Annotated in this window: 20 protein-coding genes and 2 tRNA genes; 3 read left to right on the top strand and 19 right to left on the bottom strand. The window is 43.9% G+C overall.

The features are described 5' to 3' along the window. Window positions 1-91: 91 nt before the first annotated feature. The 3 genes from ACED41_RS09010 to ACED41_RS09000 all read right to left on the bottom strand — a co-directional run bounded on the left by ACED41_RS09010 (window position 92) and on the right by ACED41_RS09000 (window position 2,266). On the bottom strand, window positions 92-928 hold the full coding sequence (locus tag ACED41_RS09010) for a DUF4198 domain-containing protein (RefSeq protein WP_017062544.1): 837 nt from the start codon (window positions 926-928) through the stop codon (window positions 92-94). A 118-nt stretch (window positions 929-1,046) separates the two neighbouring features. Beyond that, entirely contained in the window at window positions 1,047-1,565 is a 519-nt protein-coding gene (locus ACED41_RS09005) for a DUF2271 domain-containing protein (protein ID WP_017062545.1), read from the bottom strand. A gap of 71 nt (window positions 1,566-1,636) precedes the next feature. Continuing rightward, on the bottom strand, window positions 1,637-2,266 hold the full coding sequence (locus tag ACED41_RS09000) for a PepSY-associated TM helix domain-containing protein (RefSeq protein ID WP_371724840.1): 630 nt from the start codon (window positions 2,264-2,266) through the stop codon (window positions 1,637-1,639). A 451-nt stretch (window positions 2,267-2,717) separates the two neighbouring features. Between ACED41_RS09000 and ACED41_RS08995 the strand changes: the two genes are divergently transcribed. Next, window positions 2,718-3,038, top strand: a complete 321-nt coding sequence (locus ACED41_RS08995) for a hypothetical protein (RefSeq protein WP_371724839.1) — start codon at window positions 2,718-2,720, stop codon at window positions 3,036-3,038. Between the two features lie 129 nt (window positions 3,039-3,167). Here the strand turns inward: ACED41_RS08995 and ACED41_RS08990 are convergent, their stop codons facing one another. The 7 genes from ACED41_RS08990 to ACED41_RS08960 form a co-directional block, all read right to left on the bottom strand. Next, on the bottom strand, window positions 3,168-4,346 hold the full coding sequence (locus ACED41_RS08990; RefSeq protein WP_371724838.1) for a tetratricopeptide repeat protein: 1,179 nt from the start codon (window positions 4,344-4,346) through the stop codon (window positions 3,168-3,170). Next, window positions 4,343-4,963 (bottom strand): energy transducer TonB, encoded by a 621-nt coding sequence (locus tag ACED41_RS08985; RefSeq protein ID WP_008219721.1) that lies wholly within the window; start codon window positions 4,961-4,963, stop codon window positions 4,343-4,345. Before ACED41_RS08985 ends, ACED41_RS08990 begins: the two co-directional genes overlap by 4 nt. Window positions 4,964-4,982: 19 nt before the next feature. After that, on the bottom strand, window positions 4,983-5,387 hold the full coding sequence (locus ACED41_RS08980; protein WP_004739212.1) for a biopolymer transporter ExbD: 405 nt from the start codon (window positions 5,385-5,387) through the stop codon (window positions 4,983-4,985). Then, complete coding sequence (locus tag ACED41_RS08975) at window positions 5,384-5,944, bottom strand: MotA/TolQ/ExbB proton channel family protein (protein ID WP_010429842.1); 561 nt, start codon at window positions 5,942-5,944, stop codon at window positions 5,384-5,386. Before ACED41_RS08975 ends, ACED41_RS08980 begins: the two co-directional genes overlap by 4 nt. After that, window positions 5,944-7,320, bottom strand: coding sequence for a MotA/TolQ/ExbB proton channel family protein (locus tag ACED41_RS08970; RefSeq protein ID WP_371724837.1), 1,377 nt, complete (start codon window positions 7,318-7,320; stop codon window positions 5,944-5,946). The genes ACED41_RS08975 and ACED41_RS08970 overlap by 1 nt, the downstream gene beginning before the upstream one ends. Then, window positions 7,320-8,087: a DUF3450 domain-containing protein gene (locus ACED41_RS08965; RefSeq protein WP_371724836.1), complete on the bottom strand. Its 768-nt coding sequence runs from the start codon at window positions 8,085-8,087 to the stop codon at window positions 7,320-7,322. Before ACED41_RS08965 ends, ACED41_RS08970 begins: the two co-directional genes overlap by 1 nt. A gap of 193 nt (window positions 8,088-8,280) precedes the next feature. Continuing rightward, complete coding sequence (locus tag ACED41_RS08960) at window positions 8,281-10,377, bottom strand: TonB-dependent siderophore receptor (protein WP_371724835.1); 2,097 nt, start codon at window positions 10,375-10,377, stop codon at window positions 8,281-8,283. Window positions 10,378-10,936: 559 nt separating this feature from the next. Between ACED41_RS08960 and ACED41_RS08955 the strand changes: the two genes are divergently transcribed. Then, a complete protein-coding gene (locus ACED41_RS08955; protein ID WP_017062553.1) occupies window positions 10,937-12,241 on the top strand; it encodes a dicarboxylate/amino acid:cation symporter in 1,305 nt (434 codons plus the stop codon). A gap of 184 nt (window positions 12,242-12,425) precedes the next feature. On the opposite strand, the gene ACED41_RS08950 is transcribed toward ACED41_RS08955, so the two are convergent. The 3 genes from ACED41_RS08950 to ACED41_RS08940 form a co-directional block, all read right to left on the bottom strand. Continuing rightward, window positions 12,426-13,811: a sensor histidine kinase gene (locus ACED41_RS08950; RefSeq protein WP_017064547.1), complete on the bottom strand. Its 1,386-nt coding sequence runs from the start codon at window positions 13,809-13,811 to the stop codon at window positions 12,426-12,428. Next, window positions 13,808-14,473 (bottom strand): response regulator transcription factor, encoded by a 666-nt coding sequence (locus ACED41_RS08945; RefSeq protein ID WP_017062555.1) that lies wholly within the window; start codon window positions 14,471-14,473, stop codon window positions 13,808-13,810. The genes ACED41_RS08950 and ACED41_RS08945 overlap by 4 nt, the downstream gene beginning before the upstream one ends. 80 nt (window positions 14,474-14,553) lie before the next feature. Next, window positions 14,554-15,027, bottom strand: a complete 474-nt coding sequence (locus tag ACED41_RS08940) for an NYN domain-containing protein (protein ID WP_010429860.1) — start codon at window positions 15,025-15,027, stop codon at window positions 14,554-14,556. 323 nt (window positions 15,028-15,350) lie between these two features. On the opposite strand from ACED41_RS08940, the gene ACED41_RS08935 reads away from it, so the two are divergent. Continuing rightward, entirely contained in the window at window positions 15,351-15,848 is a 498-nt protein-coding gene (locus tag ACED41_RS08935; protein WP_371724863.1) for a DUF4174 domain-containing protein, read from the top strand. A 51-nt stretch (window positions 15,849-15,899) separates the two neighbouring features. On the opposite strand, the gene cobA is transcribed toward ACED41_RS08935, so the two are convergent. The 6 genes from cobA to ACED41_RS08905 all read right to left on the bottom strand — a co-directional run bounded on the left by cobA (window position 15,900) and on the right by ACED41_RS08905 (window position 21,696). Continuing rightward, entirely contained in the window at window positions 15,900-16,676 is a 777-nt protein-coding gene (cobA, locus tag ACED41_RS08930; RefSeq protein ID WP_371724834.1) for a uroporphyrinogen-III C-methyltransferase, read from the bottom strand. A 328-nt stretch (window positions 16,677-17,004) separates the two neighbouring features. Further along, window positions 17,005-17,820 (bottom strand): formate/nitrite transporter family protein, encoded by an 816-nt coding sequence (locus ACED41_RS08925; protein ID WP_017062558.1) that lies wholly within the window; start codon window positions 17,818-17,820, stop codon window positions 17,005-17,007. A gap of 123 nt (window positions 17,821-17,943) precedes the next feature. Next, entirely contained in the window at window positions 17,944-18,267 is a 324-nt protein-coding gene (nirD, locus tag ACED41_RS08920; protein WP_017069123.1) for a nitrite reductase small subunit NirD, read from the bottom strand. 14 nt (window positions 18,268-18,281) lie between these two features. Further along, window positions 18,282-20,855, bottom strand: coding sequence for a nitrite reductase large subunit NirB (gene nirB, locus ACED41_RS08915; RefSeq protein WP_017062560.1), 2,574 nt, complete (start codon window positions 20,853-20,855; stop codon window positions 18,282-18,284). Window positions 20,856-21,471: 616 nt separating this feature from the next. Then, window positions 21,472-21,545 (bottom strand) — tRNA-Cys (locus ACED41_RS08910). Window positions 21,546-21,609: 64 nt separating this feature from the next. Continuing rightward, window positions 21,610-21,696 (bottom strand) — tRNA-Leu (locus tag ACED41_RS08905). Window positions 21,697-21,827 lie beyond the last annotated feature (131 nt).

The raw sequence follows: 21,827 nt of genomic DNA, 5'->3' as shown, positions 1-21,827 counted from the left end.
ATTCTCAGAAGTAAACTGAGCGATAAAGGGCTCAAATGAGCCCTTAAGTTTTTTTGATTCTTAATCAGGGATCTAGCCCCGATATCACAGACTATTGAAGCAGCGCTTCGAACGTTAGGTGAACGTTCGCGCTTGCTTTGTCTGCCAGTGGGTTGTCAATCAACTCACCTTTGTAGTTCGCTTTCATTACGTAACGACCTGCTACGTCTGGAGTAAACGTGATTTCACCGTTCTCATCACTCACCACATCAATCTGCTCTTGGTGGTTGCGGTAAAGCGTACCTTCACGAGTAATCTCCGCTTTCACGTCTTTCTGGATTTCACCGTTGTAGAAGAACTGGAATGTCACAGGTTCGCCTTCAACGATATCTGAAGGGTGTGTCACAGGCTTCATTTCTAGAAGCTTGCCTTCAATTTTGAACACTGAATCCGTTGGCTTACCTACCGTGATGTAGCTTTCTGCACGAGTGAAGCTGATCTGCGTTACCACGTCACGTGATTTTTCAGGCAGAACTGAGTCACGCTCAGCTTTGTTTGCTTTAATCCACTTCACCGTGTCACGGCGACCCGCTTTGTATTGCGTGTAGTAAGACGGCTGGTTGTTGATCGCCACTTTGTGTGTACCTTCTTCTTCAAAATAGAAGTCGAAGATTGAACGACGCTTGCCACGAATAACGAAGTTAGGACGCTCGCTGCGGCCATCTGGCATGATGACATGAGCATTTTCGCTGCCAGCAGGCTTATCAAAAACAAACGTACCGTGAGACGCAGTAACATCGAACGTTAGCCAATCACCACCTTCTTTAGATACAGTAAAGTGAGATGGCAAAATCCAACGTGGGTGAGCTTGTGCCGTTGTCGTTGCTGCTAGGCCGAATGCCATCACACCCGCTAGAGCAAGTGCTTTGATTTTTGTCTGTTTCATCATGTTCAATTCCATTATTTATAATTGTTAGCCGTGTCGCTCTATCTGAGCCTACGATGACCACTGTCTATTCTGTTCAGCTTGGTTTTAGTTCGTACTTACTAGTTACTGTTCGCACTTACTATTTAGCGATGTAGTTCAGGGTGATTTCACCCGTCTCTTCCGTTGCTTTTAATTCGTAAGATATGTTTGAATCTGCGAGTGATACTTTTTGGCGAAGGTAATTACGGCCACCGTGTTCACGAACCACTTCGATATGAACCGTGTACTCGCCTTGTTCTAACGTTTCACCGCTGTCGCTCTTACCATCCCACACGAAACGGTACTGGCCAGCAGGACGTGTTGCAGACGTCACAGCATCAACCAGTTCACGATCGTAACGGCCAACCTTTCTCCACCAGCTGCGCAGATCCTTAAGCCATTCGTCTTTACCGACCCAAAGCTCGATGGTTTTCACTGACTTTCGTTCGCTATTCTCTACCCACACCGCCACATAAGGACGTGCATACATAGAGGTATCAATCTTTGGAAGCTCAAAGCTGACATCCAGTTTTGCCGTATCAGGAATCGCTTGTGCCATACCTAGGCTTGGCAAAAGAGATAAAGCAAGAAGCGCCTTGCTCCAGTTCATTTTTTTCATTTTTAACAACCTTTTAAATCCGTTTAACCTTAAGTTCGCTCTTCAATCCGATTCATCAATCGAATCAAGCGTTAAGGCACGGCGACAAAATAGATAACCAATGAGATTGCAGACCCAAACACCGTCCATTTGATGGAAGTATTAAGCGTCTTTTTCTTAGGTAACAGTAAGCACACGCCAGTAAGCACAAAGAAGATCATCAATAGCGCAGTGATATCGATAAACCATTTCCATGCTTCACCGCTGTTACGACCTTTATGCAGATCGTTCAACAATGCGATAACGCCGTAATTCGTGGTTTCGACTTCTACAAACTCAGACGTAACGTCAACAAAAACGGAAGCGTTGTAGCCGGGTCCTTTGAAGTCCATAGATACCTCACCGATGAGCAACTCACCATCTTCAATCTCTGCATAGATGTCCAAACCAGAAGGAACGCCGGAGAGGTTGGCTTCTTCGAACAGAAACGTTTCAAAGGCTGTCTCGTCAGCTTTTAAACGTCCGTCTTGAACCGTAAATAAACTTGTAGGAAGCGTTAGCGTAGAGCGTTGGATATTGGGTTGGCTTGATTCAAATAACTCAGGTCGGTTCAGGGTGATACCGGTTACTGAGAAAAAAAGAACCACGAACAGAAGCGCCATAGAAATATAAACATGAAGTCGACGAGCCCATGACTGAACCGCCCTACTTTTTAACGACATACAAACCAATACCTATAAATTTTATGGCGACAATTTAGTTGATAATCATTCGTATTGGCATTCAATTTACATTGTTTACGTTTGCCGAGTGGCGTAAGGAAATTTACATAACATTACATGGGAAGTAATCGAACTGTATGCATATTCTTGCTAACGTGTACTAAAGGGAATGGATAGCTTGTATTTGAGGTCATCGATAGTAAGGTCAAACCTCAAAAAATCTCAATATAAACATGCTTGATTGAGGTTGGTTTAAGGTAGCAGTTGTGGCTTTAAGGAATGAAAGTTGGGACTATTTAAGCTTCGTAACTATTAACCTTCGGAGCTATTTGATCTTTGGAACATTTTGAAGATCATACACAAACGGCGGACTCTTCGGTTGATGCGGTTTGTTAAATACAGACTAGTAACCGATTTAACGATAGCTAATAAGGCTTAAAGGGATTTTGAAATGCGTATTATTGTTTTGGCTTTTACAGCGCTCGTAACAGCGTGTACCAGCCAAATAACCAGCACGGAAGAACATATTCAACAATACATCGGTTCAGACATAACCGATGTACAAGAACGTTATCTCACCGAACGGTCACGCCCTATCAGTTTTTGGGCGTCTCGAAACTATGCTTGGATTGAAACCAAGAAACCGTTAGACAATGGTTATACAGTACACGCATTCAAAAACCCTTATCGTGACTGCACCATTAATTGGGTTGCTGATACCAGCGGCGTGATTCAAAGTGCTACGTCCAGCGGCACGATGTGCGAGCCTTAACTGCCGCATTGGAACGATAAAGTTCAAAAAGCTTTAACCGCCAAAATTAAAAAGGGTGTCATTTGAACCATCAAATGACACCCTTTTCTCTATATTACTTTCTCTTGTCTTCTGTTGTGCTATTCGCAGTTAGACGTTGCCGTTATCACTCACTGTTCTTAGCTGAGTCAGATATTTAATCCAACCTTTTGCCTCAGAAGAGGGCTCAATGTTGTTCGCACGTTTCGCTTGAGCAAGAGCATTATCAAGATTCTTTAGCTTGTACCATGAACGTACTTTCGCTAAAGCAACATCAGCTTGCTTGTTCTTGTCTTTCACTTTATCCAAAACAACCAGAGCACGATCGTAGTAACCTTGCTGAACCAGTAATTGAGCCACATTCCAATGATATTGCGTGTCCTTTTTAGACGCTAACGTCCATACTTCAATAGCACTGTCCCACTCTTTCGCTAACTGCCAGTAGGTTGCTTGCTCAGCCAGGAGTTGAACATCGCTGTTCGCATCATCTAACTTACTAATTTCTTGTGCTGCACGCTCTGGAATACCACGTTTAGCATAAAGCTGAGCCAGTAATCGGCGGTCTGAGTTTTTCAGCTCTACCCCTTGAAGATCAGCCAACGCTAGTGTGTTCAATGCATCGCGGTTACGCTCTAGTCTTAACTGAATACCCACAAGTTGACGCCACCAGTTGTCTTTTTCTGGCTGAAGTTCAATCAGGCTTTCCAGTGTTGGAATAGATTGCTTCCATTGCTTTAACTGTAGTTGTGCACCCAATTTTAGCGAAAGAGGCGACAGTTCTGATTTCGCATTGAACTTGTCGCGATTACCAATAGCAACCAGTACTTTTGACCAGTTTTCGATTTGGTATTCCGCTTGTGCAATTCGCATCCAAAGCACGTCTTTCTTTTCTGCCTCTGGCGCTGTTTTTACTAACTCGTAGTAATGTGGAAGCGCGTTTTTGAACTGTTGATCGTTTAATAACAGATCCGCAAGCATACGCTTCGTTATCCAAGCTTGTTCATCCACCAGCAAATTGGTATCGACGGCGTATGTAAGCTGCTTAATCGCCTTATCGGTTTTGCCATCTTGCCAGTAAAAAACACCTAGCATACGAGCTACGTACGCTTTGTCGTAGCCCTTAGAAAGCTCTAAACCTGCTAGTACGTCAATGGCCTGTTTAACCTGTTCATCTTGAGCAAGCTTATGCGCCTTTTGAACACGAATAGCAGTATATTGGGTTAGCTCTTGTGCCTGTGTTGTAAGGGGCATTAACAACAAGCCCACTAATATCCATATATGTTTCATCATTTTGCCAACTTAAACTCTAGTTTCACGGTTTGACCAACCTGAGCTATCGCTTTTCCATCGACGACTTTCGGTTGATATTTCCATTTTTTAAGTGCTCTCATCGCTTCACGTTCAAACATACGACGTGGGTTTGCGTCAGTGACTTGAATGTCAATTGGACGTCCCGTTTCATCGATAGTAAAAGACATAATCACATGGCCTTCAGCTCCACGCTTAAGCGCTTTCGCTGGATAACGAGGCTCTACTCGATACAAAGGCATTGCTTGTTGGTTTGACCCAAAATCAGAGAATGTCGGTGCGTTAATCGCTAAGCCATCAATGGATGTGTTCAAATCCAATGAAGGCAAAGAAGACATCGAATTCAGAGGCGTAACTTCAGCTTGTGACTGAGACGTTTGCGCTTCCGGTGGCGGCTCTGGCATTTCTGGTTTTTCAGGGACTGCGCGTTGTCTTCTTTGAACTTCTTGTTCTTGTTCCACCATTACCATGTTGAAACTTAACGTCTCGCTATCGTCTGGTGAACGTTGGTGGCCATTATCGACCATCCAAGCCATGAAAGAAAACAGCGCTAAGCCCAACGCGCCCGCTAGCGGTAAAGCAAGAAATAGGCGAATCATTTATGAAGATCCTCCAAGATCATCGCTTATCAGCAGCAAGCGCAATGTTTTTAACACCTGCACCTTTCGCGGCATCCATCACTTTAACAACAGTACCGTTGTAAGCGTGTTCATCCGCTTGAATAACCAAAGAAGCATCAGGTTGTTCTAGCAACAAGTGCTCTAACGTCGCTTGGACACGTTCAACATCTACGACACGCTTGTCGATGAAAATGTCGTTTGCAGAAGTAATCGCAACAAAGATGCCTGCATCCTTTTGGCTTACTACGTTAGAAGCTTGTGGGCGATTGACTTCGACCCCTGACTCACGAACAAATGAACTGGTCACAATAAAGAAAATAAGCATGATAAAGACAATATCAAGCATCGAAGTAAGGTCTATTTGAGCCTCTTCGTTTTTAGAATGACGTCGACCGAGTCTCATCGTTGACTCCTTAAAGATTTTTCTAATTTCAATTCTAAGCGGTTACATACTTTCGCTAAGCGAGCGTGAACGAACATGCCCGCTAACGCTGCAACCATGCCTGCCATGGTTGGCAGTGTTGCTAACGAGATACCTGAAGCCATCAATTTAGGGTCACTGCTGCCTTGTGTCGCCATAACATCAAAAACAGAGATCATACCGGTTACAGTGCCTAGCAAGCCCAACATCGGGCAAATAGCGACTAACAGCTTAATAAAATTCAAGTTTTGGTTAAGCAAGATACTCGCTTGCCCTAACCAACCTTCACGAATGGCTTTGGCATGCCAAGAAGAGTGATCTTCTCTTTCATGCCATTTCGCTATCCAAGCTTGGCGTTGCTTAGGAAAGTAGAACGCAAGATAAAGCACACGTTCTACCACAAGCACCCAATACACTAGGACGACAGCCGCTAGCCACCACAGGACGAAACCGCCCTGCTCCATAAAGCTTGATAAAGACAGCAGCCAGTCACTCGTTAACCAACTCGCTGGTAATAGAGAACCCGACAAAATATCCATTACGCAGCAGTCCCAACTGGTGAAACAACAGCGTTTGATTCAACGGTCTTTTCAGCCTGCTCAGCAACAAGACCAATACCTTGCTTCTCAAGAATATTGCGAATGTTTTCTGCTTGAGTGCTAAGAATGTTGTGTGCCAGTAGAAGAGGCATTGCCGCAACCAGACCAAGTACCGTAGTTACAAGCGCCATCGAGATACCACCCGCCATAACTTTAGGGTCGCCATTACCAAACTGAGTGATCACTTGGAATGTTTCGATCATGCCGGTTACTGTACCTAAAAGGCCCAACATTGGTGCTAGTGCCGCCAATAGCTTAAGCATCGATAGACCTTTCTCTAGGTGAGTCTGCTCATCAACTACCGCTTCTAAAAGTCGCAACTCTAACGCTTCAACCGTTTGGTTTTGTTCCTTGTTGTACATCGCAAGAACACGACCTAGTGGGTTATCACCCGCTTGCTCAGGGTTCTTAAGTTGCGCGCGAATTTTCTGGCGTGCGATAGCAAGAGAGACACCACGAACTAATGCGATGATTAGACCAATAGCTAGTAGGCCAAGAATCACTTTACCAACCACACCACCCGCTTGTAGACGGTCAGTTAAACTTGGCGTAAGTGCTAATTGCTCTAGCATAAACCCGCGAGAAGGATCGACAACCACGTTAGATACTTCACCATTCGCTAACGAAGAAAGTGACGCTAACGTTGGACCATTTTGTGGTTGCTTAAGGTAAGCGATCGCATCTTCACGCTGAGTGTTCCAGCTAACATAGCCTTGCTCTGTCACAAGACCAATCGAACCTAGTCGGTAAGCGTCAACCTTGTTTGTATTGCCTTCACCATTAATGAATGCAATTTGAGATTTGCTAAGCTCAGAACTCGCTTGGATCTGTTCAACCATGCTCATCCACAAACCGGTCAGCTGTGGCATTGAAGGCAGTGATTTAGCATCAATGATTTGATCAACAGTTGCAGTGTGTTCAGCACGATCAACACTATTCACGGTTGAGCTAAGCTCTGCGCCGAGTTCTTTTGCGTTTTGACGAACGACACCGAACAGCTCGCCTAAGCTACCGGTTTCTAAACGCAGCTTCTCTTCTAAGCGAGCAAGCTTGTTTTCGTTATCACTGAACGTTTGAGTCAGAACATCTGTCGCACCTTGGATAGACGTACGCTTCGCTTCAAGCTGAGCTTTGATCGCTTTCAGTTCTTGTTCTGTCTTTTTGAAATCAGCTTCACGCACTACGTTGTGAGAAGCTTGAGTACGGTTTTCTGATTTTGCTTTGTTAACGAGCTGAGCCGTTGAGTCTGAAGCTGAGAAAGCAGAAAATGAAAGTGATGTAATGCAAAGCAATACTGCTAATGATTTTAAGTTCATTACTTAACCTCCGCAACAATTAAAGAAACAGGTAAAGTAATTAGGCTTGGCGCCGCTTGTTGGCTTGCAATGTCGTAAGCTTTATCTAGCTCAGATTTCATTGAAGAATCTAGCTCTTGCCACTGATTTTGTGTTTGATTCCAAGACCAATATTGGCTGCCATTTAGGTTACGAGCCACCAAAGAGATACGACCTAGGTGCAACACGTCAGCTTCAATCGTTCTGTCGTTGCTCAATGCAACGCGGCCTTGGTAAGCACCGAGCTTGATGCCGTAGTCCATCTCGATTTGGTATGCCTCTAGGATACGGCGGTATTTCTCAGCGTCACTTACGTCAGCACGAGTCATCATTGCTTGTAGCTTTTCTACTCTTTCTAGACGCTGTTCTTTCTTAATCGGCACGTCTTTCTCTACCAACTGTTCAAGACCATCGATCATTTGATACATCAATGGCACAACACCTTGGCGTGTGTATTTGATTTCTTCGATCTGCTCTTCAATGCTTTGAGCTTCTTGGTTTTGGCTCTCAACTAATGCAGCAAGGTGATCGTGATAGATTTCTAGGTTTTTAACTTCTTCTTGCAGACGCTCAATCTCAGCTTGCAGCATTAAAGTCGCTTGTGAGCTTTTATCAATAACCTTTTGGCTCGAAGCCGACGCGTTATTGGTCTTGTTTTGAATTGATTGAGCTTGATCCAAGCTGTTTGCCATAGAAGACGTTGCAACCAAACTGATGGCAAGCGCTAGGCTAGTTTTTAAAAGATTCATAATTGTAGTCATTTACTATAGAAGAAGGTCAAATACATTTTATTGATAAATACTATTATTGATAAGCACTCTCATTATCATTAAAAGTCACTCGCATTACTAGGGATATTTTACTGAATAGCAGAATCACGAAAGGAGAAAGCCGAAACTTTCCCCTTAGTATTTAGGCTAACAATAGTACCCTACTAACAAATTAGTATTTTACCTGTAAAGTCGCCATGTAGTTACGGCCTTCGCCGATTACTACGTCTTCAGCAAATTGGTGGTTTGAAGATGTTGAACCGCCACCCGCTAGGTATTCTTTATCAAATACGTTCTCGACTGTTAGACGCGCTACGAAATCAAGAGAATCGTCGTACTTAAGCGTGTATGCAGCACCCATATCTACACGTGCGTAGCCGTCTTTCTTGAATGTGTTCGCGCTATCGCCGTAACGAGAACCTTCGTAGATAAGACCCAGGTTCACATCAACTTCGTTTGTTGCTGCATAGGTAGACCAAACGCTTGCTGCAAACTCAGGTACGTCTACTGGACGGTTACCTTCATATGTTTCATGGTTCGTGATTTCAGCATCTAAGTACATTGCAGAACCAGACATTGAGAAGCGCTCTGAAATAAAGCCTTGTGCGGCTAGCTCAGCACCACGGTGAACTTGTTCGCCACCTTGTGTCTTCGTCCAATCGCCTGATGAAGTGTCTTCTACATCCATTGAAATGTTTTCTTGGGTAATATCGAATACCGCACCAGAAACGAATAGACGTTCGTCCATCAGTTCCCACTTAGTACCGACTTCGTAAGACACGCCCGTTGCTGCGTCAAGAAGTTCGCCATCGTTGGTGTAGTTGCGGCTTCCGCTAGACACAACACCTTGTGGTTCGAAACTTTCAGAGTAAGAAGCGTAGATACTACCGTTTGATGCTGGGTGGTAAATCAGGCCAAGCTTAGGCGCTACATTTTCTTCTGCTACGCCATCACTTACTTTACGGTCGAAACGAGCACCCGCAAGAACTTGCCATTCATCATTAATAGTAATCAAATCTTGGATGTAGAAGCCCCAAGTATCGTAAGTACTCATCTTACCTAGCGATGTTGGACCCACTGACGGCGCTGGTACTGTTGCATCTGGTGCGTATTCAGCGCTGCTGAAGCGATCCATACCACGGTAATAGCTGTAGCCTAACCAGTTAGCACCGAATAATAGTTGGTGCTCTGTGCCCGCAAGATCAGCGGTTGTTGTTAGATCAACGTAAGCCGTTCTGAAACGCCATTTATCATGACGGTAGTTACCGCCTTGAGTCACGGTGCCCGTACCATCAGGATTCATGTTTGAAAAGCTTGGGTAGCTTTCCATATCAATACGTTCGAAATCTTGGTAGTTGAAACCTGTTTTTAATGACCATGTATCAGTCAGGTTAGCAGCAATATCAAAACCAACGTTCTCAACATCATTCTCGATCTGTGACCACTGTGCATCCCAGATGTGCTTGTCGCTACCTACTCGGTTGCCGTCTAGCGTGTATAAAGCGCCAGAATCTACGCTACCTTCGTCGTTAGTTTTGTCGTAATGAACAGAAACTGTCACGTCTTCAGTTACATCGTAATCAACGAATACACCACCAACAAAACGTTCTGTTTGTGGTTCAGTTCCGTCACCATAAGTTCTCCAAGAGCCGTAGCTTTCTTTAGATAGAATCGCGCGACCACGTAGAGTTTCAGCGTCGTTCAAAGCGCCACTTACGTCTACCGTTGTACGAGAATGGTCATTAGAACCGATATCTTGGCTAACACTTACTTGCGTATCGTAAGTTGGCTTTTTGCTTACCATGTTGATCAAACCACCTGGTGCAGAAATACCGTAAAGAAGACCAGAAGGTCCTTTTAGTACTTCAACACGCTCTAGCAGTTCGATTGGTTGACGGTAGTGAGACCAATGTTGCTGGCCATTTTTAAGGAAGCCCGAAGAGCTTTCTACCGAGAAACCACGTAGAGAGAAACGTTCACGGTTACGGCTTGTACCGCCAGCACTTACACTCGCGTCATTCTTAAGCACGTCACCAAGCGTTGTTGCACGCTGTTCATCGATGATTTGCTCATCGATTACTAAAACTTGTCCCGGAGTCTCTAATTGAGTCGCCTCCATGCGCATTGCTGTTGTGTTCGTGTCGGCTTTATAACCGAAGTCACGACCTTCAACAACCATATGCTCGTCTGTTTTTACTGTTTCTGCCAATACTGCTGGTGAAGCTAATACTGCGCCGATCACTAAAGCCAATGGGCTCTTTGAAAACATGTCCTTTACTCCGCTTTTATTCTTTTAGACGAACACTTTGTTATTTATTCGATGTGTTCGCTGAACCGTTGCCGGTACCACTGAATTATTTCGGGAGTGAATATAAGTGATAACTATTACCATTTGCATTAAATTTACATTCTTTGCATTCGTAAAGTTTTGTAAAGGCCTGTCGGTGAGTCATATTTGAGGAGTTCAACAAAACCATTCAATACAAATAGTTAAGGCTCATGGACGTAAATCGACTGGTTATCTTCACCGAATTTTTTGAAACAACGGTATTTGTTCGGTCAATTGAAGACGTGAAGATTGATAAGAAAATCATCTCTTCTTATTTACTACCTTTGAAACGACAAATTTATGTATAAAACCCTCGATAGATGTAAATTAATAGTGAATTATTTTGTTTTTAATTGTTTAATTTACACAATTATCAGTGATTTTGATCACATCTATAATTCCAAACTCATTTTTTGTTTTTCGAATTGATTATCCGACTGCTAATCTCCTGCTCACTTTGAAAAGGTATCAAAGTTATAAATAATAAGGAGTGTTCTAAATGAATACCAAGAAACCTATGTCTCTGACTGGTCGAGTAATCCTCGGTATGGTCGTAGGTATATTAACGGGATTCGCCATTCAATCCCTTTTTGCAGACAACGGATTTGTTAACAACTACATCGTTAACGGACTCTTTGAAGTGGGCGGACAAATCTTTGTCGCCAGTTTAAAAATGCTTGTTGTGCCTCTAGTCTTCGTTTCACTAGTGTGCGGTACAAGTTCTCTTAAAGACTTATCAACTCTTGGCCGTATGGGTGGCAAAACGCTTGCACTTTATATCGGTACTACTGCCGTTGCCATCACTCTAGCATTAACTATCGGTAACCTGTTCCAACCTGGAGCTGGTGCGGATCTTACTGCTGCGAGCTCTTTCAAATCAGCGGATGCCCCTTCTCTGGGCCAAGTAATCATCGACATGTTCCCAACCAACCCTATTCAGGCGATGGCTGAGGGCAAAACGTTACAAGTTATCGTATTTGCAGTGTTGTTTGGTATCGCAATCAGTGCAGCGGGCAAACCCGGTGAACGTATCGCTGCAGTTTTCTCTGATCTAAACGAAGTGATCATGAAGCTAGTTGCGCTACTAATGAACCTTGCTCCTTACGGCGTATTCTTCTTGATGGCGAAACTGTTCTCTGGCCTTGGCTTAGGTGCAATTTGGAACCTAGCAGAATACTTCTTAGTGCTTGCTGGTACCCTGCTGTTGCATGGCTTGGTGACTTACAGTGCGATGCTTAAAGGATTCACAGGTCTTAGTCCGATTACGTTCCTACGTAAGATGGAAGATGCAATCATGTTTGCATTCTCAACAGCATCTTCGAACGCAACAATTCCAGTAACTATGGAAACGGCTAAGAACCGTATGGGCGTAGACAACAAAGTCGCTTCTTTCACAGTACCACTAGGTGCAACTGTGAACATGGACGGCACTGCAATCATGCAAGGTGTTGCGACGGCGTTTATCGCGCAAGCGTACAACATCGACCTTTCAATGGGTGATTACCTAATGGTTATCCTAACGGCGACACTGGCGTCTGTTGGTACTGCAGGTGTCCCTGGTGTTGGTCTTGTTATGCTAGCGATGGTATTGAACCAAGTTGGCCTGCCGCTTGAAGGTATTGCTCTAATCATGGGTGTTGACCGCCTTCTTGATATGATTCGTACCGCTGTAAACATCACAGGTGATAGTGCCGTATCTATCATCGTTGCTAAGTCTGAAGGCGCTCTAGACGAGTCTCGCTTCAACGACCCAGCAGCAGGTGAGAAAGAAGAAGAAGTTAAGCTAGCTCGCCAACAGGCATAGTCTCGCTTATCTTATGCTCTTGTCTTCAAGCTCAGGCGTAATTAATGGCTACGCCTAGCCCATACCAAAGCGCATAAAGAAAAACGCCACTGCAGATGCAGTGGCGTTTTTATTGGGTATCGCTTAAGTCAGTACTACTGAGTTGGGACAGTTATCAATTTAAGGTAATTATCAATAGGGAAAGCTAATCACCGATTGGGAACATCAAGTTCACTCTCAGCCCCCCACCTTCTCTATTCTCAGCAGTTACATGTCCATTCATCACACCCATCGCTTCTTTAACAATCGCAAGGCCCAGACCGTAGCCACCAGACCGTTTGTCTCTTGCTGATTCAATACGAGTAAACGGGTCGAATATACCTGCAATCTTGTTATCAGGAATACCGTCACCGTCATCTTCTACAGATATTACACTGTAACGTCTATCCATTACCTGTTCGTATGTCGTCACGACCACATGAGCGTTCTCACCCGCGTATTTAATGGCATTCCCGACCAAGTTACCAATGACTCGAAGCAGTAGCCTCTCATCAACGTTCACCATTGATATCGGCGTCTCTAGGGAACCAATCAAAGTTTGATTCGGTTTTAAATCGTTTTGCATCTGCGCGATCAACATTGAACAATAGTGCTCAAGGTGCATTAAACTTAACTTGGAGTCATAGCGAGAGGTTTCTAAGCGGCTAAATTCAAGTATCTCACCCACCAGCTTATTCATCTCTTCTGTTTCATTTTCCATTCGTTCTAGCAAACCAATGCTTTTATCATCAACCTTGCTGCGCAGCAGGTGTAGTGCGAGGTTTTGCCTTGCTAATGGTGTTCTTAACTCGTGTGAGACATCACGAATCAAACAACGTTGCTTTTCAGCCAGAGATTTAATCTCAAAGGTCATATAATCAAAATCGTGTGCAAGCTCGTTGAATTCACGCGTGGTGGAGTTCAACTCCGACACCACACTGACCGTGAAGTCACCTTGAGCCAGTCTGCGGCTCGCTTCTCTCAATCTATCCAACGGTTGCTGAAGGCTTTTGGCCATGATAATCGAGAACAGAGACAATACGACCAATGCAATCAATGCTTTAAGCATATAGGAATATGGCGCAAAAGATTTTGCGGGATGAAACTGGTGCGGTAGTTGGATAACCAGTGTTTTACCGTTATCCAGTGGTAGGCCGAAGATCGGCTTACTCACACGATCACTAAGTTGGTGATCTAACGTTCTTAAGTATTTGAGCTTAAATTCAAAATGTGGGTGCATGTGACGATGTGTGATCGGACGATTGTCTTTATCAATGACGAACAGATAATACTGCTGAGCATTACCCCAGTCCGCGAGTTCATCCATGTCCCCTTCTTCGATCAACACATTCGCTTGGTAAGCAAGGTCGAGCATTTCCGCTTTTACCGATTCTGGGACTTTAAGCAGCGCTTTCATCAAGGCTCTTTCAGCGACACCTTGCAGGATCAAAATACTCACCAAAATGACGGTCAGGTAACTGAACAGTTGGAAAGTGAGTCCGTCTTTACGCTTAGCAATAAAATCAGGGCAACGCAGCAGTTTTTTACTCATGCTCCGACCGACTCTAGGTAACTGTAACCTTTACCACGAACGGTTTTTATATGTTGTTTAGACAAACCTGCCTGAACGAGCTTTCTACGTATATTGCTGATATGCATATCTAAATTACGATCGAAGGGACACAATTCTTTCTTGAGTACATGGATTTGCAGATCAGATTTTGAGACGACAATACCGTCATTTTTGACCAAATAATCAAGCAAGTCTTTTTCAGTGCCAGTTAATGGCAAACGAGAGAGTTGTTCACACAAGCCGTGATTAGAGGAAGCTAAAGATTGTCTTTGGCGTTCAAAACCCACTCGGCGCAAGATCACCTTAATACGGGTTAAGAGTTCAGGAACATTGAAAGGTTTAGCGATGTACTGGTCGGCGCCTGCTTGGTAGCCATCGAGCATTGAGGCATCGTCGTTAAGCGCGGTTAGCATAAGAATGGGAGTAGCAAAACGCTGACAAATACGTCTTGCTACTTGAATGCCGCTTAGGTTCGGAAGCATTACATCGAGTAGAACCAAATCGACAGGGTGAGATTGAATAAACTCAAGCGCGGATTCACCGCAATGAACAGTATCAACGTGATACCCCTCATTTTCTAACACTTCACCCAGTAATTCACACAACTGAATATCATCATCAACAACTAAAACGCGAGACATTACACATACCGATAAATAAGAACTGTTTGCATTCTAATTATCGTTATTATTGATTTCAATTATAAAGTGCCCGATTTCCTCTATAGAAGAAAATCTTTTTCAATCGGTACAAATTTTGATGCAGAATCGATAAGATTTTGAGCAGTTAACCCGGGAACACCATACACTTCAACAGGCTTGCCAAAGCGCTCTTTGATTCGCTCTACAAGGATTTCGAAATCACCGTCTCCTGATACCAAAACAATCGTATCAACCGTCTCAGCAAGTTCTATCGCGTCTAACGCAATACCCACATCCCAATCGCCTTTTGCACTGCCATCTCGACGCTGAATAAACGGCTTTAACTTCACATTAAAGCCCACACCACGAAGGATATGATGAAATTGACGCTGCTTTGGATCTTGGCTTGAGATTGCGTAAGCATTAGCTGCAATAACGTTACGCCCTTCCGTGGCAACATACCAAAACTGGTTATAGTCGAAGTTAGAACGGTATTTGTCGCGCGTCGTGTAGTAAACGTTCTGAACGTCGACCAAAATTGCTATGTTTTCCATAAATTCATACCTTTAGATTTTCCGTATACCCTATTCTATTCAATTGTAAAATGCGAGTCGCTTTACTCAATAAAAATGAACCTGCCAGCTATCGTTAACGTAAATCTAATATCTTTAGCGTAAAGCTAAGTGTCTTTACGTAATCCTAACTATGCTTATTGTAAGTGGATTTGTTTTGAGCGTTTCTTAGGTGGTTCTGATCTTCACCTTCTTCTTTACGTAGCGTTCAAATCGTACTCAGGCTTAGAGTTTTTAAAGGGAGGTTGGCAATGCTGCACCGACAAACACACAATTCGATCGTAAGCATCGACACAACCAAAGCGATGCAAACTTTAAATCAACCATCAAACTCTGGTAGCTGGTTTAGTTTGCTTAAACTACTGACCATCTGCACGGTAATAATCATGAGCTTAACCATCAATTCAGTACTCGCCTACCCCGCTTATTCTCACTCAAAGCCTTTGCCACACCGCAGTGTGATTTATTTCGCTCCAAAGGAAGATTCAATCGTTAAAGAGTTTCTGAATGAAGTGTTACTCAATAACTGTCAATTGGACGAACGAGATGTCGTCATTATGGTTATTGCTGAGAGTGGTTACACAGTCCCAACTTGGTTAGAAGAAGAGTTTAACTTAGAAGCAGTCACCAGTATTTACGAGATCCCGAAAGGATCACATACCGCTGTTTTGATTGGTAAAGACGGGAAAGAGAAGCACCGATGGAGTGGCAAAACAGATTGGAAACAGATCACCAATATCATTGACGAAATGCCGATGCGCCAACAAGAAATGCAGCGACAAGGCAGCCGCTGCAGTATTTGATTCTTGATGGACTCAGTAGTGGCTTAGAGATCCAATTAGAAGGTCAAACGATCAAGCTTGTTTGTTAAACCAAGCAAGTTTTTCATGGAGCTGAGCCACGCTGCCTACAACAATCAGCGCTGGGCTCTTTGCGGCGCTCGCAAGGTCAGCTAAATCACGTAACCCACCTCTAAACACCTTTTGTTCTTGGCGTGTACCGTTTTCGATGATCGCAACTGGCATGTCAGCTCGCATACCATTATCGAGTAGATTCTTCTGAATGTTCGGACTCTCTTTCAAGCCCATGTAAAACACGATAGTATGGTTGTGCTGAGCAAGAGATTGCCAGTCAATATCTTCGCCATCTTTCTTCAAGTGACCTGTAATAAACTGCACGCTTTGTGCATGATCACGGTGCGTTAACGGAATGCCCGCATAAGCCGTTGCTCCGGCAGCAGCTGTGATGCCCGGAATCACTTCAAATCTCACGTCATTCTCAGCTAGCGTTTCACACTCTTCACCACCACGACCAAAGATAAACGAGTCACCACCTTTTAGGCGTACTACGTGCTTGTTCTCTTGCGCTTTGGTCACTAATAGTTGGTTGATCTGATCTTGCGGTACACAGTGATGATCAAGCTTTTTGCCCACATACAGCATTTCTGCTTCTGGATTAGCCATCGCCAAAATATCTTTTGATACCAAGCGGTCATAAACCAACACGTCTGCTTGTTGAATCACTCGTGCGGCTTTTAGCGTAAGTAAGTCTGGGTCGCCCGGACCTGCACCTACCAATGAAACAAATCCTTTGTTTACTTCTTTAACATTCGATGGCGATACTTCTGACATGCTTTGCTCCGAAAGTTAGCTTGTTATATTTCAAGCTTAATTCTGTATGACGATTCATCGTTGTATGAATCACCAATATCCCTACTTCTTAGACTATCAGTTGTTGCCATAAAACTTTACGATTAATTCTAATCAAGATAGAAGTTTATATAACAAAACAATCTATTACGTTGGAAAACCCTGACATTTGCACCATCATCAAGCACACATTGCTCGCCTTAGGTGCACGGTTATCAAAGTAGAGAGTGTTAAGATCAAAAAAGCCCCAAATCAACAGCTTGGGGCTTAACACACATTATTAGTTGCTCATTAACCTAGAACTATCTAATTACTTAGCGCCTAGAGAAGGAGCTGTTTTAGCATGAGTTAGGTATAGAGGAACACACGTCATTAATAGACCACCAACGATGTTACCTAGGATTGTTGGGATAAGGTTGAAGTTCAACCATGTCGCAATACCGAAGTCAGCGCCAAGAATCATACCCAGTGGGAATAGGAACATGTTTACTACTGTGTGCTCAAATACGAGTGCGAAGAAGATGAAGATTGGGAACCACATCATTGCTACACGGCCAGATACTGTGCGTGCAGTCATGTTGCCAATCACACCTAGACATACCATAAGGTTACAGAAGATACCGCGTACGAAACACGTGATCCATCCGTCCATACCCATGTTTTCAAAACCTAGGCTACGACCTGTAGAAACAGCAATGAACTTTTGAGCAACAGCGTTTGGTTCTAAAGAGAAGTTACCCGTTAGTGATACTGCAACAAGGAAAGCAACAATCAAAGAACCGATAAGGTTACCAAGACCAACAATACCCCAACAACGTAGGATACGACCCCAAGTAATACCTGGGCGGTTGTCGAATTTCGCTAAAGGTGCAAGGCCGAATACGCCAGTTACTAGGTCATAACCCATTACACTTAGAATGACGAAGCCAACTGGGAACACAAGTGCGCCAACAAGGCCAATACCGGTTTGAACCATTGCTGTAATAGCAACAACAACCGCTAGAGAAAGGATGATACCAGCCATAGTGCTTCGAATCAGAAGATCGCGAGTACTTGTTTTCGTTTTCGCTTCACCCACATCAATCATCGTTTGAACGAATTCAGCTGGTTTGTAATCAGGAGACATAAGGTTGTCCTTAAAAAGTTTAAATTAAAAGTTAAAATTGGATAGGAAAAGGCTCTAGTTGCCGAGTTAAGGCAATATCGAGAACTAGAACCCTTGAACTATCAAATCTTACTCATCCGAAGATTAAGCAGAGATTTCTACAGCGCCTTTGGCAACACGAGCTTTGTACGCTTTCACGTTGAAGTTCTCGTCTTCCATGCACACACCTGTTGCTAGGTTAAAGCGTTGCTTCTTAAGTGGGCTTGCTACCCAAAGCTCTTCTTTGTGCTCAACAATCAAGCCACGTGATAACACGTTTGACTGGAAGTAAGGGTCTGTGTTGCTAATCGCGAATACTTCTTCAGCTTTCGTTGGGCGGAATACAGCTACTTGCTCACCACCAACCAACGCACAAACACCTGTACCTGGGATAATGTCTTCGATCTTACAAACTTTGGTAAATGCCATGATGTCGTCTCCCCTTAAACAGATTCTACGTGAATGATGTCGCCCTGATGCTTTGAAGTAATGGCTTCAGGGTGTTTCTCAGTGAATGTCGCAGGACGGTGTTGTTCACGACCATCTTCAACAAACACAACGTTATCATCGCGGTCATCAGCATTGATGAAGTGTGCAAAGCGCTTAAGTTGAGCTTCGTCGTTGATTGTATCTGTCCATTCACAAGCGAAGTTATCAACTAGGCCAGCAATGTCAGTTTCAAGTTGGTCATTGATACCAAGCTTGTTGTCTACAATCACTTCACGTAGGTAATCAACACCACCTTCTAGGTTGTCCATCCATACCGAAGTACGTTGTAGTGGCGCAGCCGTGCGGATGTAGAACATCATGAAACGGTCGATGTACTTGATTAGCGTTTCTTGGTCTAGGTCGCTTGCCAGTAAGTCTGCGTGACGAGGTTTCATACCACCGTTACCACATACATACATGTTCCAACCTGCGTCAGTCGCAATAATACCTAAATCTTTACCTTGAGCTTCAGCACACTCACGAGTACAGCCAGACACACCAAACTTCATCTTATGAGGAGTACGGATGCCTTTGTAACGGTTCTCGATCATCACGCCTAGGCCAACTGAATCTTGAACGCCGTAACGACACCAAGTAGAACCTACACATGTTTTCGCCATACGAAGTGCTTTTGCGTAAGCTTGACCCGTTTCGTAACCTGCAGCGATTAACTTCTTCCAGATTGCTGGTAAGTCATCTTTCTGAGCACCAAATAGGCCGATACGTTGTGCACCTGTGATCTTGGTGTACAAGTTGTATTCAGCAGCAACATCAGCAAGAACGCTTAGTGCTTGAGGTGTTACTTCACCACCCGCCATACGAGGGATTACAGAGTAAGTACCGTCTTTTTGCATGTTACCTAGGAAGTTGTCGTTGGTATCGTGCAGCTTCACTAATTCAGGCTTAAGGATGTGTTCACCCCAGCAAGAAGCAAGGATAGAACCTGCTAGAGGCTTACATACTTCACAGCCGTAGCCTTTACCGTATTTCTCTAATAGCTCATCGAACGTTTTGATTTCTTCGATGCGAATTAGGTGGAAAAGCTCTTGGCGAGAGTATGCAAAGTGCTCACACACGTCGTTCTTCACTTCAACACCAGCTTTAGCAAGTTCAGCGTTTAGTACTGAAGTCACTAGTGGAATACAACCACCACAACCAGTACCTGCGCCTGTTACTGCTTTGATATCACCGATTGTGTGGTGACCTTCAGCAACCGCTTGAGCGATCTTGCCTTTAGTCACATCGAAACAAGAACAGATAACAGCAGACTCAGGAAGAGAATCCGCGCCAAGTGTTGGCTTTTCAGCACCAGCATGAGCAGGAAGAATCAATGCATCTGGGTGTTCTGGTAGGTCGATTTCGTTCAGCATAAGCTGTAGAAGATCACCGTAGTCAGACGTGTCACCAACCATTACTGCACCAAGCAGCTTCTTGTTGTCTTCAGAAACGATTAGACGCTTGTAAACTTCTTGTTCTTCGTTTTGGTAAACGTAGCTCTTACAGCCAGGAGTACGACCGTTCGCATCGCCGATAGAGCCTACTTTCACGCCCAAAAGCTTAAGCTTCGCAGACATGTCAGCACCTTCAAATGTGCTTTCGTTACCAACAACGTGGTCAACCGCTACCGTTGCCATTTTGTAACCAGGAGCCACTAGGCCGTAGAACGTTTGGTTCCAAGACGCACACTCACCGATTGCGTAGATGTCTTTGTCTGTCGTTTGACAGTGATCATTAATCTCGATACCGCCACGTGGTGCAATACCCAGCCCCATTTGACGAGCAAGTTTGTCTTGTGGGCGAATACCAGCAGAGAATACGATGAAATCAGTTTCTAGCTCTGTACCGTCTGCAAAGCGCATTACGTTACGAGCTTCAGTGCCTTCAGGAGCAATCTCAAGCGTGTTCTTACTTGTATGTACGTTAACGCCCATACGTTCGATTTTTTGACGAAGTTGGTTACCACCCGCTTGGTCAAGCTGCTCAGCCATTAGCTTTGGAGCAAACTCAACAACGTGCGTGGTTACACCAAGAGCTTTTAGTGCGCCTGCAGCTTCAAGACCAAGCAAACCACCACCAACAACCACACCAGATTTAGAATTCTTAGCGGTTGCTTCGATAGCTTTCAAGTCTTCGATTGTGCGGTAAACGAAACAGTCTTTACCTTCGTTACCTTTGATTGGCGGAACGAATGGGTATGAACCTGTAGCAAGGATTAGCTTGTCGTATTGAATTTCACGACCAGTACTTGAGTAAACTGTTTTCTTTTCACGGTTAACGTTAATAGCACGCTCACCGATCAGCATGTTGATGCCGTGTTTCTCGTAGAAGCCTTCTTTAACTAAAGAAAGTTCGTCCGCAGTATGGTGTGAAAAGTAAGAAGAAAGGTGCACACGATCATAGGCTACGCGAGGCTCTTCACAGAAGACTGTGATGTCCATGTTAGCAACGTCTGTCTTCTCGACTAAATCTTCGATATAGCGATGGCCGACCATCCCGTTACCGATTACGACTAGCTTCATCTTGCTCATAAGAATTCCTGAAGGTTATATATTTCTTAACTGAGCGAATAATGAATTATGAAAGAAAATGAAAATATGATGTAAATCAATTACGAAATCGAACTACCCTAAAGGGGTAGGACAAAAGAGGTAGATCTGCTGATTTATCATACGAAGCAAACGAATAACCGTAGGTTTAATAAGGTTTAGCGGGGTTTTATATACACTTTCGTGCAGTAGATAAGATGTTGTAAAGTTTCACAATAGGTTAGCAGTAACACAAGTAAATGACAATCATTTTCACTTGCGGTCATAATAAGTGTAATAACTCATGAAAGCGTTACAGGATCATGAGCAACTATGTATAAATATGAAGAATTTAATGACGCAAAAGACAGTCGCCCTTTTCCATTCCCCACTCATTCCACTCACAAACGGCGCAATTGGTTAACAGATGCTGTTGGTTGTTTAGCAAATGATAGGTTTACATAAGGAAAAGACCGGCACAAAAGTGATCTGATATAGCTTGTTCCTAGTGGTGCTACTGATTAGAGAGCATACGTGGAAGTTTGAACATAGCATGAGGGTTTAGAATTTCAGATAGCAAAAAGGCCAGCATTTCTGCTGGCCTTTCAACTTTGAATAGTGGAGGCGCCTCCCGGAGTCGAACCGAGGTCCACGGATTTGCAATCCGCTGCATAGCCACTCTGCCAAGGCGCCTTCAATAGTGTTTTAAGAGAACAACTCTTTTGATTAATACCAAGCGAGGTAATAATCAAATAGATGGTGCCCCGGGCCGGACTTGAACCGGCACAACGCGAACGTCGAGGGATTTTAAATCCCTTGTGTCTACCAATTCCACCACCAGGGCACGCAATTCTTTATTGCGATGCCGATTACTGAAAAGTAAAACACCATCTTAATGTCGAAATGAATCAACACTACAAAATTTGGAGCGATACATCGGGTTCGAACCGATGACCTCAACCTTGGCAAGGTTGC

The organism is Vibrio sp. 1F255 (genome assembly GCF_041439145.1).
In the GTDB taxonomy this organism is placed as follows: domain Bacteria; phylum Pseudomonadota; class Gammaproteobacteria; order Enterobacterales; family Vibrionaceae; genus Vibrio; species Vibrio crassostreae_C.
The sequence above is the reverse complement of the archived record's forward strand: the minus strand, read 5'-3'. Positions and strand labels throughout refer to the sequence as shown.

Excerpts from the sequence above, each read along its gene's own strand:
- ACED41_RS09010 (WP_017062544.1), bottom strand. The coding sequence starts at position 928 with ATGATGAAACAGACAAAAATCAAAGCACTTGCTCTAGCGGGTGTGATG.
- ACED41_RS09005 (WP_017062545.1), bottom strand. The coding sequence starts at position 1,565 with ATGAAAAAAATGAACTGGAGCAAGGCGCTTCTTGCTTTATCTCTTTTG.
- ACED41_RS09000 (WP_371724840.1), bottom strand. The coding sequence starts at position 2,266 with ATGTCGTTAAAAAGTAGGGCGGTTCAGTCATGGGCTCGTCGACTTCAT.
- ACED41_RS08995 (WP_371724839.1), top strand. The coding sequence starts at position 2,718 with ATGCGTATTATTGTTTTGGCTTTTACAGCGCTCGTAACAGCGTGTACC.
- ACED41_RS08990 (WP_371724838.1), bottom strand. The coding sequence starts at position 4,346 with ATGATGAAACATATATGGATATTAGTGGGCTTGTTGTTAATGCCCCTT.
- ACED41_RS08985 (WP_008219721.1), bottom strand. The coding sequence starts at position 4,963 with ATGATTCGCCTATTTCTTGCTTTACCGCTAGCGGGCGCGTTGGGCTTA.
- ACED41_RS08980 (WP_004739212.1), bottom strand. The coding sequence starts at position 5,387 with ATGAGACTCGGTCGACGTCATTCTAAAAACGAAGAGGCTCAAATAGAC.
- ACED41_RS08975 (WP_010429842.1), bottom strand. The coding sequence starts at position 5,944 with ATGGATATTTTGTCGGGTTCTCTATTACCAGCGAGTTGGTTAACGAGT.
- ACED41_RS08970 (WP_371724837.1), bottom strand. The coding sequence starts at position 7,320 with ATGAACTTAAAATCATTAGCAGTATTGCTTTGCATTACATCACTTTCA.
- ACED41_RS08965 (WP_371724836.1), bottom strand. The coding sequence starts at position 8,087 with ATGAATCTTTTAAAAACTAGCCTAGCGCTTGCCATCAGTTTGGTTGCA.
- ACED41_RS08960 (WP_371724835.1), bottom strand. The coding sequence starts at position 10,377 with ATGTTTTCAAAGAGCCCATTGGCTTTAGTGATCGGCGCAGTATTAGCT.
- ACED41_RS08955 (WP_017062553.1), top strand. The coding sequence starts at position 10,937 with ATGAATACCAAGAAACCTATGTCTCTGACTGGTCGAGTAATCCTCGGT.
- ACED41_RS08950 (WP_017064547.1), bottom strand. The coding sequence starts at position 13,811 with ATGAGTAAAAAACTGCTGCGTTGCCCTGATTTTATTGCTAAGCGTAAA.
- ACED41_RS08945 (WP_017062555.1), bottom strand. The coding sequence starts at position 14,473 with ATGTCTCGCGTTTTAGTTGTTGATGATGATATTCAGTTGTGTGAATTA.
- ACED41_RS08940 (WP_010429860.1), bottom strand. The coding sequence starts at position 15,027 with ATGGAAAACATAGCAATTTTGGTCGACGTTCAGAACGTTTACTACACG.
- ACED41_RS08935 (WP_371724863.1), top strand. The coding sequence starts at position 15,351 with ATGCAAACTTTAAATCAACCATCAAACTCTGGTAGCTGGTTTAGTTTG.
- cobA (WP_371724834.1), bottom strand. The coding sequence starts at position 16,676 with ATGTCAGAAGTATCGCCATCGAATGTTAAAGAAGTAAACAAAGGATTT.
- ACED41_RS08925 (WP_017062558.1), bottom strand. The coding sequence starts at position 17,820 with ATGTCTCCTGATTACAAACCAGCTGAATTCGTTCAAACGATGATTGAT.
- nirD (WP_017069123.1), bottom strand. The coding sequence starts at position 18,267 with ATGGCATTTACCAAAGTTTGTAAGATCGAAGACATTATCCCAGGTACA.
- nirB (WP_017062560.1), bottom strand. The coding sequence starts at position 20,855 with ATGAGCAAGATGAAGCTAGTCGTAATCGGTAACGGGATGGTCGGCCAT.